Origin of the sequence: Bartonella sp. AP36NXGY, assembly GCF_042195865.1 — a bacterium.
Lineage (GTDB): Bacteria > Pseudomonadota > Alphaproteobacteria > Rhizobiales > Rhizobiaceae > Bartonella.
Genome location: NZ_JBHIPD010000003.1, coordinates 1 through 13,174, shown reverse-complemented (window position 1 = coordinate 13,174; position 13,174 = coordinate 1). Strand labels below are relative to the sequence as shown.

The 13,174-nt window shown below is 38.2% G+C and carries 15 protein-coding genes; 11 read left to right on the top strand and 4 right to left on the bottom strand.

The annotated features are described in order from the left end of the window. Window positions 1–171: 171 nt before the first annotated feature. The 3 genes from ACFINX_RS01955 to ACFINX_RS01945 form a co-directional block, all read right to left on the bottom strand. Window positions 172–1,098: a YopJ/AvrA family T3SS effector serine/threonine acetyltransferase gene (locus ACFINX_RS01955; protein ID WP_375668245.1), complete on the bottom strand. Its 927-nt coding sequence runs from the start codon at window positions 1,096–1,098 to the stop codon at window positions 172–174. 325 nt (window positions 1,099–1,423) lie between these two features. Then, window positions 1,424–2,350 carry a YopJ/AvrA family T3SS effector serine/threonine acetyltransferase gene (locus ACFINX_RS01950; RefSeq protein ID WP_375668244.1) on the bottom strand — a complete coding sequence of 309 codons (927 nt, stop codon included), beginning with the start codon at window positions 2,348–2,350 and terminating at the stop codon, window positions 1,424–1,426. 326 nt (window positions 2,351–2,676) lie between these two features. After that, window positions 2,677–3,621 carry a YopJ/AvrA family T3SS effector serine/threonine acetyltransferase gene (locus tag ACFINX_RS01945; RefSeq protein ID WP_375668243.1) on the bottom strand — a complete coding sequence of 315 codons (945 nt, stop codon included), beginning with the start codon at window positions 3,619–3,621 and terminating at the stop codon, window positions 2,677–2,679. Between the two features lie 419 nt (window positions 3,622–4,040). Between ACFINX_RS01945 and ACFINX_RS01940 the strand changes: the two genes are divergently transcribed. Further along, window positions 4,041–4,262: a hypothetical protein gene (locus tag ACFINX_RS01940; protein ID WP_375668242.1), complete on the top strand. Its 222-nt coding sequence runs from the start codon at window positions 4,041–4,043 to the stop codon at window positions 4,260–4,262. Between the two features lie 880 nt (window positions 4,263–5,142). On the opposite strand, the gene ACFINX_RS01935 is transcribed toward ACFINX_RS01940, so the two are convergent. Continuing rightward, complete coding sequence (locus ACFINX_RS01935; protein ID WP_375668241.1) at window positions 5,143–5,709, bottom strand: hypothetical protein; 567 nt, start codon at window positions 5,707–5,709, stop codon at window positions 5,143–5,145. 1,861 nt (window positions 5,710–7,570) lie between these two features. Between ACFINX_RS01935 and ACFINX_RS01930 the strand changes: the two genes are divergently transcribed. From ACFINX_RS01930 to ACFINX_RS01885, 10 genes are all read left to right on the top strand, one after another. Further along, window positions 7,571–8,092 (top strand): hypothetical protein, encoded by a 522-nt coding sequence (locus ACFINX_RS01930; RefSeq protein ID WP_375613261.1) that lies wholly within the window; start codon window positions 7,571–7,573, stop codon window positions 8,090–8,092. A gap of 8 nt (window positions 8,093–8,100) precedes the next feature. Then, window positions 8,101–8,655: a hypothetical protein gene (locus tag ACFINX_RS01925; protein WP_375611610.1), complete on the top strand. Its 555-nt coding sequence runs from the start codon at window positions 8,101–8,103 to the stop codon at window positions 8,653–8,655. A 48-nt stretch (window positions 8,656–8,703) separates the two neighbouring features. Beyond that, window positions 8,704–9,258 (top strand): hypothetical protein, encoded by a 555-nt coding sequence (locus tag ACFINX_RS01920; RefSeq protein ID WP_375647103.1) that lies wholly within the window; start codon window positions 8,704–8,706, stop codon window positions 9,256–9,258. 260 nt (window positions 9,259–9,518) lie between these two features. Beyond that, a complete protein-coding gene (locus ACFINX_RS01915) occupies window positions 9,519–9,794 on the top strand; it encodes a hypothetical protein (RefSeq protein ID WP_375668240.1) in 276 nt (91 codons plus the stop codon). A 712-nt stretch (window positions 9,795–10,506) separates the two neighbouring features. Continuing rightward, the gene (locus ACFINX_RS01910) at window positions 10,507–10,629 is read left to right on the top strand and encodes a hypothetical protein (RefSeq protein WP_375668239.1); all 123 of its coding nucleotides are present in this window, start codon (window positions 10,507–10,509) and stop codon (window positions 10,627–10,629) included. Window positions 10,630–10,993: 364 nt separating this feature from the next. Further along, window positions 10,994–11,512, top strand: a complete 519-nt coding sequence (locus ACFINX_RS01905; protein ID WP_375627750.1) for a hypothetical protein — start codon at window positions 10,994–10,996, stop codon at window positions 11,510–11,512. A gap of 9 nt (window positions 11,513–11,521) precedes the next feature. Further along, window positions 11,522–12,073 carry a hypothetical protein gene (locus tag ACFINX_RS01900; protein WP_375668238.1) on the top strand — a complete coding sequence of 184 codons (552 nt, stop codon included), beginning with the start codon at window positions 11,522–11,524 and terminating at the stop codon, window positions 12,071–12,073. Window positions 12,074–12,130: 57 nt separating this feature from the next. Then, window positions 12,131–12,688: a hypothetical protein gene (locus ACFINX_RS01895; protein WP_375668237.1), complete on the top strand. Its 558-nt coding sequence runs from the start codon at window positions 12,131–12,133 to the stop codon at window positions 12,686–12,688. Then, window positions 12,678–12,875 carry a hypothetical protein gene (locus ACFINX_RS01890; RefSeq protein WP_375664355.1) on the top strand — a complete coding sequence of 66 codons (198 nt, stop codon included), beginning with the start codon at window positions 12,678–12,680 and terminating at the stop codon, window positions 12,873–12,875. The genes ACFINX_RS01895 and ACFINX_RS01890 overlap by 11 nt, the downstream gene beginning before the upstream one ends. A 12-nt stretch (window positions 12,876–12,887) precedes the next feature. Continuing rightward, window positions 12,888–13,174 (top strand): hypothetical protein (locus ACFINX_RS01885; protein ID WP_375668236.1); only part of this gene is annotated, 287 nt, incomplete at its 3' end.

The following is a 13,174-nucleotide window of genomic DNA, read 5'->3' as shown; positions in this document are numbered from 1 at the left end:
AATTTTAAGAGGGGCTGGTTTTTATAGGACAATGGTGCTTTTTCTTTAAGAGGAAAGTTGTTTGTGCTATTTTTGTTTTATGAGCGCAAAAGCTGGTTTGCTTAGAGAAATCTTAGCCGTAAAGCAGCATCTCTTCGTTCTTTGATGAATAGGAATATGGAAAAGCCTCAATTACATCGTTAAAGATTTGTATTCAGTAATCCTTTTTTGGTGCGAGGAAACAGAAACAGTTTTTCCTTCTGTTGTTCTTAAGTTTTTTTCAAATCTCTCTCTCAGAGTTTCACCTTTTTTGTTGACTGTTTCATGTTCAGCATCCGGATTGGCTTTTAAATAGTGTTCTAGACGTCTTCTTCCTTGTGCGTGTTTATAAAAAGTGGTTGGAAGATAGGAATCTAACTTTTCAGCAGATAAAGATGAATTGGGTTCACATAATACACCCTTAACATTATCCTTATGCAATCTTGCTAATTTATCAGATTCAAGATGAAGCTTTTTGGCAAGGCTTAAGCTGAACATCCCGCATTCAGAAGAGCTTCGCTGAATATCCATTTCTGCCGTGGTAAAAGAATAAGGAGGCAGTTGAAGACATTGAAGGGTTTGATTTATTTTTCTCTCTAGTTTGCAAGCCGCGATATTCTGAAATGTTGTAGGTTCAAGCATAATCAAAGAGATTTTCTCATCAACTTTTTGATAATCAAGGACTGCAAAGTGGATTGTGCTTCCCGAATTGACTATAAATCGGGCAGAATTTGCGCCGCTCTCAACGACTTCTTTTAGGGCGTGCGAAAACTCTTCTGCTGTAAGAGCCAATTTGAGATTCATTTCTGGATATTTGCTGTTTGCTTTTTCTACGAGAGCCGGCATCAATCTAATATCTGTGTTTTCATAATAAGCGTTAATCCAACGGCCGGTGACAAGATCATCTTCTAAGCCTGTAATAATATCTTTTAATTCGTCAGAACTCGGTGCAACATGTTCTTCTTCTGTTTGGATGGAACTTTGCATCAAACGTGCAATAAGGTCTTCTAAAGATTCATTTGCACTTGCTCCTTCTGGTGTTTGTGAGGAATGAGGGAGGGGGGAATTTTGTGGCTTCATAATCTTAGCCTCTATATTGATGATCGATAAATGATATTATTTCTTCAATTTTGGCTAAACAATGTTTGCAGGAAAGATTTTTATCTAAAAAAAACAAAGAGATGAAATCATCTTTATTTTAAAAAATTTTTGTTACGAAAGACAAAATCCCCCGCTTTTCAGAGTCAAAGGTAAGGTATCTTTTTATCTTTTAAGAGGTCACGTTGCTTACTGTTTGCATCTTTACCTCAAAAGAAGATTTGCTAACAGCAACTTATATCTTACCGTAAAGCCGCAGAGCTTCATTCTTTGTGGATGTGGAATATGGCTATGGCCAAAACGCTTATTACATCATTAGAGATTTGTATTCTGTGGCTCTTTTTCTGTGTTGTGAAACGGAAACAGTTTTTCCCTCTGTTGCTACCAAGCTTCTCTCAAACCTCTCGTTTAGGGTTTCGCCTTTTTTGTTTACTTTCTCCTGTGCTGCTTCTGGATTGGCTTTTAGATATTCCCTAAGACGTCTTCTTCCTTGCACGTGTTTGTAAAAAGTGGTTGGAAGATATGTATCTAACTTTTCAGGAGATAGAGGTGTATCTGGTTCACATAATACACCCTTAACATTATCCTTATGCAATCTTGCTAATTTATCAGATTCAAGATGAAGCTTTTTGGCAAGGCTTAAGCTGAACATCCCGCATTCAGAAGAGCTTCGCTGAATATCCATTTCTGCCGTGGTAAAAGAATAAGGAGGCAGTTGAAGACATTGAAGGGTTTGATTTATTTTTCTCTCTAGTTTGCAAGCCGCGATATTCTGAAATGTTGTAGGTTCAAGCATAATCAAAGAGATTTTCTCATCAACTTTTTGATAATCAAGGACTGCAAAGTGGATTGTGCTTCCCGAATTGACTATAAATCGGGCAGAATTTGCGCCGCTCTCAACGACTTCTTTTAGGGCGTGCGAAAACTCTTCTGCTGTAAGAGCCAATTTGAGATTCATTTCTGGATATTTGCTGTTTGCTTTTTCTACGAGAGCCGGCATCAATCTAATATCTGTGTTTTCATAATAAGCGTTAATCCAACGGCCGGTGACAAGATCATCTTCTAAGCCTGTAATAATATCTTTTAATTCGTCAGAACTCGGTGCAACATGTTCTTCTTCTGTTTGGATGGAACTTTGCATCAAACGTGCAATAAGGTCTTCTAAAGATTCATTTCCACTTGCTCCTTCTGGTGTTTGTGAGGAATGAGGGAGGGGGGAATTTTGTGGCTTCATACTATTAGCCTCTATATTGATGATCGATAGGTGATATTATCTTCTTCAATTCTGGCTAAACAATGTTTGCAGGAAAGATTTTTTAGCTAAAAAAAACAAAGAGATGAAATCATCTTTATTTTAAAAAATTTTGTTACGAAAGACAAAATCCCCCGCTTTTAAGAGTCAAAGGTAAGGTATCTTTTTGTCTTTTAAGAGGTCACGTTGCTTACTGTTTGCATCTTTACCTCAAAAGAAGATTTGCTAACAGCAATTTATGCCTTACCGTAAAGCCGCAGAGCTTCATTCTTTGTGGATGTGGAATATGGCTATGGCTAAAACGCTTATTACATCATTAGAGATTTGTATTCTGTGGCTCTTTTTCTGTGTTGTGAAACAGAAACAGTTTTTGTCTCTGTTGCTACCAAGCTTCTCTCAAATCTTTCGGTTAGGGTTTCGCCTTTTTTGTTTACTTTCTCCTGTGCTGCTTCTGGGTTGGCTTTTAGATATTCCCCAAGACGTCTTCTTCCTTGCACGTGTTTGTATAAACGAGCTGGAAGATATGGATCTAATTTTTCAGCAGGTAAAGGCGTGTCTGGTTCACATAACACACCCTTAATATTATCTTTGTGTAGTCTTTCTAATTTTTGAGCTTCGAGATAAAGCTTTTTGGCAAGGCTTAAGCTGAACATCCCACATTCAGAGGAGCTTCGTTGAATATCCATTTCTACTATGGCAAAATGAATATTCGGAAATTGGTGATGTTCAATGGATTGTCGCGTTCTTAATGCAAGTAATGCGGGAAGCGTGTCACGCAGTAAGGTCGGTTCAAAAAAGATCAAAGATGTTTTATTATCAATGGTTTGATGATCGACAACCGCAAAATGAATTCCCCTATCTTGTGCGTTAACGATCAGCCTAGAAGATTTTATGCCCTTTTCGAGCGTTTCTTTGAGTGCAAGGGCAAAGCCGTCAGGGGGGCTTGTAAGTTTGAGATTCATCTCTGGATATTTACGATTTGCTTGATCGACCAAGGCTGGCATCATGTAAAGATCTAAAATATCATAATAATTTTTGATCCAACTGCCATCGGCATTATGCTTTTCTAAACCGGCAATAATATCTTTTAATTCCGCACGATTAAAAGGGGTGTTTTTTATTTTTTCAATGTTAAGCCGTTCTAAATGTGCAGTAAGAGTGTCTAATGATGCATTTGCATGCGCCCCTTCAGGTGCACTTGCACCTTCTGGGGTTTGTGAGGAATGTGGTGGGGGAGAATCTTGTGGCTTCATAATCTTAGCCTCTATGTTGATGATCGATAAGTGATATTATCTTCTTCAATTCTGGCTAAACAATGTTTTGAAAAACAAGCCTTTGCATCTTGAAAGGTGAGGCGATGAGAGCATAATAATGCCGTTTTCATATTTTTATGCGTGTAGTGCTCATCATTGCTGTGATGTATGATATTGGTATTTTATGGGGGGATTATTAGGGCGTTCTGTTGGGAGCCCGTAGTGAATACCACTTGTTTTGAAAATCTCAAAATTATGGGGCTGTTGGTGATGCAAATTGTGTAATGCAAAAGAAAACAGTCAGAAAAGGACGAAAGATACCTTCAAACCGTAAAGTTTTAAACATTGTCGCGAAACACACTGTTTTATAACAGTTTATAATAACTTATAATAGTCTATGATAATGCGAAAATTTTACGATGAAATCTGGACGCAGAAAACCCCTTACCGCATCTACCATTAAATACGATTTTTCATATTCTGTCAACCGCAAAACGATTATTTTTCCTCCTTTATCGCGGGAAAAATCTACAGAAAAAAGCTCATTCATTAGCTATGCAGCAAAATATCTTGTTTTAATGGAAAAGTTTTTGATGTGGCAAAAAACATTTTCTCCTTTGAGAAAGGCGTGGACAAGATGAAGGGAGAATTGTGGTTTTGAAATCCGTGGTATTTTATTGATGGAATTAGGAAGGCGGTGGTTGGAAGGTGTTTGTGGAACAAAGCTTTAGGTGTTGGCGATTTGTGGGGGTGATTGGGGTTGTGCTGGCTGTCGTATTAGTGGTGGTGTGATAGGTGTGGAGGGTTATCGGTGCAGTTGTTGATGAGGGAGGAGATTGTTGGTAGGGGCTTTTTCTTTCGTTTAAGGGATGATGCTTTTAATTGTGTCAAAAATCAACGGGTTGTTTTAATGATAAGCTATTGATTTATAGTGGATATTTTATCGTTATTTATCTTGAATGAGAAACCCAGATTATGCTGAAATAAAAGCCATAGCTCTTGTCCGTCATAAGATCAGAAGAGCCATATAGAATTGTACAAGAAAAGACGTAAAATGACGATAATGAATTGTCTGAAGAGCTAAGGATGTTGCGATATTGGGTGAAGTGTATGATGAGGGTGGTTTGTTACAATGGGGGTAGAGGGAAGAATGTTGCTGTTTTTTAAAGAGGGGGCAATATTTATCCTGTCCATGCCGTGAATATGCCGTTCCATGCCGTGAATATGCCGTGAAATATTGTCCTTTGAGGCATGGATTAAGTGAGGCACTGGTAGGTATAAGGTTAAGTCTCTTTGACAGTTGAAGTATTTTTTTAAAGGGCGTGGTGGATATTTTTAAGCTTGTTTGTTGTGCGCTTTAAGCTTGTCAATCCCATGAAATTCTATGAAAGGGCATGCTCAGAGGTTCTCAAGTGTCATTTGCCAAAGGGGGACTTTATAAAGGCGCTGGTTATAAAGAGGCATGTTATAAAAGAAGGGGGAGAATCTTTATCCTGTGAGGGGGAGGAAATGATGGGTGTTTTAGCCAAGGCTCTTTTGGGTAGAACTGTCAAAATGTTTATAAAGGGCATCAAGAATAATACGCAACGAACCAACAAGATTAGGCAGCGGTTGATCTTCTATAACAAGATAGTGTAATGCCGCATGAAAGTTGTGTTGACGATGTAGATATTGTGCTTCTTTAATCGCTTCTTGCATAGCTTCATAGTGTTCCGTCGCTCTTTGGACCCATTGCTTTTTTGCTTTCTCATCTGATGCGCTGTGCGTAAAACCATCATAATAACCGTTTGGTAAACCTTTTGCACATAAATAGTCGTTTCTAATTTGCAAGTATTGTTGCGCCGTGTCATATTGCTCTTTACTGATGCCTGATGAAGCTTCTTTATAGCCAAGCAAACAAAGACGCCCAATATAGGTTCCGACAAGCGGATTTTTCGCTTCTTCGAAGCTTAAACCAAAGTGTTTTGCACGCATTTCAATCGCAGATTGAAGCGCAGATTCGCTGGAATTTTGGGCACGTGAAATACAGCTATTGGGCTCTTGCTTTCCTGTTATTTTCGATCTACCGCGTTTTTTACGTATTTTCATGAACTTAACCATTTGAATGAAAAAGAAACTGTCTGTTGATGGGGGACAGTGATGTAAAAAGCACTTGGCGCAAATATTGGGGGGAGCAAATACTTAAGAGGGGGAAAATACTTAAAAGGAGGAAAATACTTAAAAGGGGGAAAATACTGGGGGGGGGGAGTGAGCAAATACCGGGAAATATCAGCCGTTGCAGATCAAAAAACAAACGATACTAAAGGCGTTTTAAATGCAAAGAAAAGCAACGGTGTGGGGCGAAAAAATCATCTTTAAGGTGGTTTCTTACCTTTTTTATCTTATCCCTATCAGTCTTATCTTCCGCCCCTGTCATGCTTATTTTTTTATTGCTAGCGGATTATTTGCTTTCTAAATATTTCTTAACTGTTCTTGAGAGATTGAAGGAAAATTTTTGTCAAATGTGAATGAAAAAATAACAATGGATTTCAAGGGCATGTCATCGTCTTTCTAATAGGAAGTTTTTTCTAATGGGATTATTTGTCTCTTTTTTCACGAGCGCTTTGTGGAAATTTTTCAATTCCACTTTTGAAAGGTCATTGTTTTCTTAAGTTGGAAGCTTTTTATTTGGGTTCTCTTATTTTTTTGTTGTTGGGCGCTTTCCCAAGATATTTGATATACATCACGCTGTTAAGCATACTTTTATCCTTTATAGGAGATATGTTGTCTTCTGTTGAGTGGCAGAGAGCGGCAAAAAGCAAACCTCCGCATTCTATTATAATAGCATAAGATGCCCTATATTTTCAAATAAAATATCGTTTATCGGCTTAAAATAAACTGTGAATGATCTCGCTATTTTGTTTGGTGTATCCTTTGTAAGTATCCTTTATAGAGTATAAATTTTCCGTTTTAATGGATCTCATCATAAGACGAGGGATGTCGTTTAAAGGACGGAATGCATTATCGAAAGAGGCTGTTTTTATAAGAAGAAAATGCCTTTATAAAAATGCCTTTATAAAAAGATGCTTTTATTAAGAGATGCCTTGATGAATGTAGGGGCTATACAAATGTAGGGGCTGTGAGATATTTCATCTTTAATGAAGAATTTTTAAAATGAAGCCTTTTTGATTAAGAAGCTTTCAAATGAGGATTAAGGTTGTTTGTCGCACGTTTTTTATACTGGATAATCGATTGCTTGTTTGACTTTGTTTTGTGTTGCTTTTTAAAGAGCCATGTCTTAGGGCTCTCTTTTGCCCATTTTTCAAGGGTGCTCATGAAGGGTATAACGATAAAGTCCCCAATGAAATCCATATAAAGTTTGAATAATATAAAATCTATTGCACACTTCCATTTTTACGCTTGTGAAGAAGAAAGTCTATAGCATCACACATTTTGCCAGCTCTCATTGTTGCGGACAGCTCTTGGCATTTGAGGCGCTTCCTTAGAGGCATTTATCATCCTTTCTTAATGTTTTACTCTATATGGCTCTTTCTGCTTGTAACGCACAAGAGACATGGTTTGGGTTGATTTAATATGGAATAGGTTTGGAATAAGACAATCCTACGGTATTTAGGGTTCTCATTTAATATGAAAAACAATAAATTGTTATAAATCAGCGTATTGTTTGTAAACTTTACACATCAGATATTTCTTAGATTGAATATTTTTGCTTGTTGAGTTTTGTGAAACATTGTCTTTTGAAGTGTGGGTAATAGATAAGAGGATACAATGGCATTTGTGCTTGTAAGGTTTAGGGATTGTATGTTGTCACGTATGAGGAATTTAAAAATAGACTTAAAGGGGCTTATAGCGTGTGTTTCATGGTGAAAAGAGTGCTAGATAAACCGGTTTTGCTGGTTGCATGTTCTCAAAGAGTGAGTGGGCATGTTAGAAGTGAGAAAATATCCGTATGATCGAAGATAAATCACAACACCAATCTGCCCATAAGGGAAATACGGCTTTTGCGTCACAGCCCGTGTTGAATCAGTGTGCGGTTTTCAAAAAATGGACGGCTCTCTCAAGAAAAGATTACGTCATCATTTTGTGTTTGGCTATCCTCTTGTTGGTGCTTTTTGCCGCGACTGTCTATATGAATCCTTTGGAGTTTTTTCACGTTATATCCAAAGAACAGTTTCAAGCACTGGGACAAATGGAACAAGGAGATCTTCGAAAAATGATTAAAGAGATCTTGAAACAGCCTTTTGAAAATAATCCTGCAATCGTGTTTTTGCGTGACGCGGGATGGAATAGTGTTTGGGCTTTTTTATGTCTCTTGCCGCAAATGATTTTTGGTGTTCTTGTGGTGTTCTTTCCACTCTTTTTTGTCTTTAACGCTATCTCTAAACGGGAGGTGAAGGAAATGATGAAGCTGTGGGATACATTGCCAGAGCAGCAACAGCTAGACAACCAATCTCTCAACAAAACACAATAGGGAAACAAGTGGCTGCTTCTTTTATAAGTACTTTTGTAATTTTGACTACAGTATGGTGGAGTACTGTCATGTTTCTCGGGGAGATCATGATACTTTTTTCTACTCTGATGACAATCTTGGTACTTTATTATTCTTTGATAAAACGGACAATATTGTTGTGTGGGATGCGGCGGAAATTAAAAAAGGGTGCATTACAGAATTTGGGGCATAATCAGAAAGTCAGCATAGGACAAAATACAGTTTTTGCAACAGAGCTCAGCTCCCTTTCTTTTAAAGAATCTTTGGAACTTTCAAGAAAAGATTATTGTATCATCTTTTTTCTAGCTTTCATTGTGATTGTGGTTTTCGCAGTTTTGCTCGCTTTTTTTGCTTTTTTTCCAAAATCTGTGATTTTTTTACACAATTATATGCCTCTATTGTTTAAGGTTGGCGTTTTTGGCATGCAGCTGCTGTTTTGGTTTTGTGCGTGTATTGTTGTCGCTTTACCTGTCATTTTAATCTTCCATAGTCTCCTTCATTATGGCGTGAAAAAAACAATAAAGAAATTAGAAATGGTTGCTTGAGAAGAGAATAAAAATGATGATTTCACATCAATGCGATAGGGGAAACACGTGACTATTGTTATAAAATTTTTGGCTTTTTTAGGGTTCACCATCATTGCCATTGTAATGTTTATGGTTATGATCCGGCTTCCTTACCGGTTGATCAAACATATCAGGTTATCTTTTAAACTCTCTCAAGACTTGAAAAAGAGTACAACGCAAAAAAAGCAAGCCATACAACAATTGTGCAATGATCTGGGAGAAATGAAAAGACACAATCTCGCCCATAAGACCCTTGATGCGACAATGCGCTTTCTTAACTTCAAAGAATTTCTGCCTCTTTCTTCAAAAGAATGTAAAATAATCTTTTTTATCTTTATCTTCTTTACTGTTTTGCAATCTGCTTTCTTTGTCGCAAATTTGGTATGGTGGAAGAGCGATATGGTCGGCGTTATCATGCAGCTGTTGAGCATTCTATGGTTTGGGCTTCTTCTCTTTTTTCCGATCATTGGGATCATGTGTATAAAATTAACGAGAAAATTGAACAAAAAACTTCAACAATTGAAAGAAGCAATACAACAACGCGATCAGGCAATTCGTATGAAGAATGGGCGTGGAGGATAAAATGACCAGTAGTCTTATAACATTAATGGCCTTTTCTTTCCTGTTCTTTATGGTCTTAAATGTTTTATTGTGGGTGCCAATCGTTGTCATTTATTACCTGTTTATCAAGCGTGCGCGGTTGTATTGCCGCGTGAAAAAGGAACTGAAATGCGTGCTGAATGAACGCGATATCGCCTTAAAACAGATCTCTCAAAAATAAAAAGCAGCTTTCTCTTGTTTGGCAAGACTATAAAAAAATATGCTATCTTTCTACGGTCATAGTGACAGCTCCAACGGTTATAACTGTTGTCGTTAAGATATGGAGAGGGCAGGACTTTGTTTCTCTTGTCGTATTCGAGCCACTGGCATGGCTGCTTGCCTGTACTTTTTTATTCTTACCGATTGTTTTTATTATGCGCTTTATCGTGACCCGTCAGTTGAACAAAATGATACGGCAATTAGAAGAAGAGGTTGAGCAGAAAGGAGCTCCCGTCATATTATACGATGTGAGCGAGGGGAAAGTGAGCGAGGGGAAAATGAGCGAGGGGAAAAAGTGAAGAGAGGCTTTCGTTGAGCCTTGCTTTTGACTTGTTCATTAAGGAGCATGGGGTGCACTTCTCGTTTTATGCCTTTTTATATTTGTGTCGTGTTTTTTTAAAGAATTGAGGCTCTTGCTTGAGTTGGTGCTCTTGCTTGAGTGCGAGAGGAAAGTGAAGAGAGGCTTTCGTTGAGCCTTGCTTTTGACTTGTTCATTAAGGAGCATGGGGGACACTTCTCGTTTTATGCTTTTTTTATATTTGTGTCGTGTTTTGAGAAAAATTGAGGCTCTTGCTTGAGTTGAGGCTTTTGTTTGAGTGGGGCTTTTGCTTGAGTAGGATTCTTGCTTGAGTGCTGAGGGGAAAGTGAAGAGGGGCTGCTCTTGGGTTTCACTTGCTGTTTCTGTTCTCTTAAAGAGAGAAAATCTTGTAACTTATTTTCTTTTTATCAAGCATAAAAATGTGTTTTACCAAGCGATATTGAGAGCGAAAAATCTATACTTAAAGCAAAAGATATTCTGGTGTTTGGGGAAGAAGAGCCCATTTTCTTGCAGGTGGAGAGGTAAGACGCATAGAGAAGACGCGCCAAAAGCACACGTTTTGCTCCATAGAAAGTGTAACAGTGCTTTTAAAGAGCCTGGGGTAGAGGGGGAAATTGAAAGAAAAGAGGGACATCTATTTATTTACGAGACCGTGAAGGACAGTTTCTCTCTCTCTGGATGAAAAAGGTTTTGTGCAATTTGGTTATGGAATTGTGAGAGACGCTGGTATCCATGCGGCGGCTTGCCAAATGATTAATCCTTATCATTTTAGGGCTTTATCATTTTGGGGGGCCAGATTGACAACGAGGCATTGAGGCAAAGGGGTGGATTTTAAGGCAAAGAGATTGAAAATTTTTGAGGAAAAGGTAAGCGTAAGGCGTTTACGTCGTGCACTTGAGGAAGCTTGAGATAAGGGCAATGAATGAGGTTGATTTGGGACTGAGGTTGATCTTGTCTGCGTGCTTGGCTTTCAATAGAACACCCTTCCTTGGGAAAAGGGGTGTTTTGGGGCTTGTAAGCGCGCATGTATAAGCGCGTATAGGGCAAATGAATAAAATACGTAGAGGGGATTTATAGTACTTGCATTACTCTGAGAAGGGTGCTAAGCGAATTTACCGCGCTGGTGGCGTGCTATCAAATATTGAAGAGTGGGAATTTTAGAAGTGGGGGAGTATCCGTATGATCGAAGATAAATCACAACACCAATCTGCCCATAAGGGAGATAAGGCTTTTGTATCGCAGCCAGTGTTGGATCAATCGGCAACTTTCAAAAAATGGATGATGCTTTCAACAGGCGATTATATCATCATTTGTTGTTTGGCTATCCTCTTGTTGGTGCTTTTTTCCGCGTCTGCCTATATGACCCCTTTGGAATTTTTTCACGTTATATCCAAGGAACAGTTCCAAGCACTGGGACAAATGAAACAAGAAAGTCTTCAGGAAAGACTTCAGGAAAGTCTTAAACACCCTTTCCAAAATCCTATAATTCAGCATGTTCTTGATGCGGGGTGGAATAGTGTTTGGGCTTTTTTATGTCTCTTACCGCAAATGATTTTTGGCGTTCTTTTTGGTTTTTGTCCGCTCTTTTTTGTCTTTAACGCCGTATTTAAACGGGATGTGAAGGAAATGATGCTACAATGGGAAACCTTGCCAGAGCAGCAACAGCTAGACAACCAATCTCTTAACAGAAGACAATAGGGGGGGAAAGTGACCGCTTCTTTAATCATTGGAATGTTGACTGCCGTAGGGACGACAATTTTTATTTGTTCTGCAATTTTTATGGTATTCCTTTCTACCGTGGTGACAATCGTTGCACTTTATTATTCGTTGATAAAACGGACAATCTTGTTATTGGTGACGCAGCGAAAATTAAAAAAGGGTGCAGCGCAGAATTTGAGGCATAATCAGGCAGAGGGTAGGGGACAGAATACAGTTCTTGCAACACAGTTGCGTGCCTTTTCTTTTCAAGAATCTTTGCTTCTCTCAAAAAAAGATTATTTTATGATCTTTTCTATCGCCTTCGTTATGGTTGCACTTAGCACAGGTGTTGTCGTTTTTTCAGCTTTTCTTCCAAAATCTGCGGTTTTTTTGCACAATTACGTGCCTATGATAGTGCTTCACATTATTGATTTTGTCATGCGACTGCTGTTTTGGGTCTGGACATGTATTGTTGTTTCTTTACCTGTCATTTTAATTCTCCATAGTCTCCTTCAGTATGGCGTGCAAGAAACAGTAAAGGAATTAGAAACATTTGCTTGAGAAGAAAATAAAAATGATGATTTCACATCAATGCGATAGGGAAAAAAAGGGAGCATTATGATGCAGCATTTGGCTTTTTTAGGGTTCATTATCATTGCCATTTTAATGGTTATGGTTATGGTTAGGCTTCCTTACCTGTTGATCAAATATATCAGGTTATCTTTTAAACTCGCTCAAGGCTTGAAAAAGAGTACGACGCAACAAAAGCAAGCCATACAACAATTGCGCAATGATCGGGGAGAAATGAAAAGACACAATCTCGCCCATAAGACCCTTGATGCGAAAATGCGCTTTCTTAACTTCAAAGAATCTCTGCCTTTTTATTCAAAAGAATGTAAAATAATCTTTTTTATCCTTATTCTCTTTTCTGTTTTGCAATCTGCTTTCTCTATCGCAAATTTTGTATGGTGGAAAAATGATAATGTTGCCTTTATCATGCAGCTGTTGAGCCTTATATGGTTAGGGGTTCTTCTCTTTTTTCCGATCATTGGGATCATGTGTATAAAATTAACGAGAAAATTGAACAAAATACTTCCACAATTGGAAGAAGCGATACAACAACGCGATCAGGCAATGCGTATGCAGAATGTGGAAGGGGGACAAAATGACGAGTAGTCTTATAACATTAATAGCCATTTCTTTCCTGTGTTTTACGCTCTTAGGTGTTTTAATATGGGCGCCAATCGTTGTCATTTATTACCTGTTTATCAAGCGTGCGAGGCTTTATTGTCGCGTGAAAAAGGAACTGAAATGCGTGTTGAATGAACGCGATATTGCCTTAAAACAGATCTCCCAAAAATAAAAAAGCAGCAGAATGTTTGATAAAAAACAGCTTTCTCTTGTTTGGCAAGACTATAAAAAAATATTCTATCTTTCTACGGTCATGGCGACTGCTCCAATAGTTATAACTGTTGTCGTTAAAATATGGAGAGGGCAGGACTTTGTTTCTCTTGTCGTATTCGAGCCACTGGCATGGATGCTTGCCTGTGTTTTTTTATTCTTACCGATTGTTTTTATTATGCGTTTTATCGTGACCCGTCAGTTGAACAAAATGATACGGCAATTAGAAGAAGAGGTTGAGCAGAAAGGAGCTCCCGTCAT

Bases quoted from the DNA above. Each gene is read 5' to 3' on its own strand.
- ACFINX_RS01955 (WP_375668245.1), bottom strand. From the start codon at position 1,098: ATGAAGCCACAAAATTCCCCCCTCCCTCATTCCTCACAAACACCAGAA.
- ACFINX_RS01950 (WP_375668244.1), bottom strand. From the start codon at position 2,350: ATGAAGCCACAAAATTCCCCCCTCCCTCATTCCTCACAAACACCAGAA.
- ACFINX_RS01945 (WP_375668243.1), bottom strand. From the start codon at position 3,621: ATGAAGCCACAAGATTCTCCCCCACCACATTCCTCACAAACCCCAGAA.
- ACFINX_RS01940 (WP_375668242.1), top strand. From the start codon at position 4,041: ATGAAATCTGGACGCAGAAAACCCCTTACCGCATCTACCATTAAATAC.
- ACFINX_RS01935 (WP_375668241.1), bottom strand. From the start codon at position 5,709: ATGAAAATACGTAAAAAACGCGGTAGATCGAAAATAACAGGAAAGCAA.
- ACFINX_RS01930 (WP_375613261.1), top strand. From the start codon at position 7,571: ATGATCGAAGATAAATCACAACACCAATCTGCCCATAAGGGAAATACG.
- ACFINX_RS01905 (WP_375627750.1), top strand. From the start codon at position 10,994: ATGATCGAAGATAAATCACAACACCAATCTGCCCATAAGGGAGATAAG.
- ACFINX_RS01895 (WP_375668237.1), top strand. From the start codon at position 12,131: ATGATGCAGCATTTGGCTTTTTTAGGGTTCATTATCATTGCCATTTTA.
- ACFINX_RS01890 (WP_375664355.1), top strand. From the start codon at position 12,678: ATGACGAGTAGTCTTATAACATTAATAGCCATTTCTTTCCTGTGTTTT.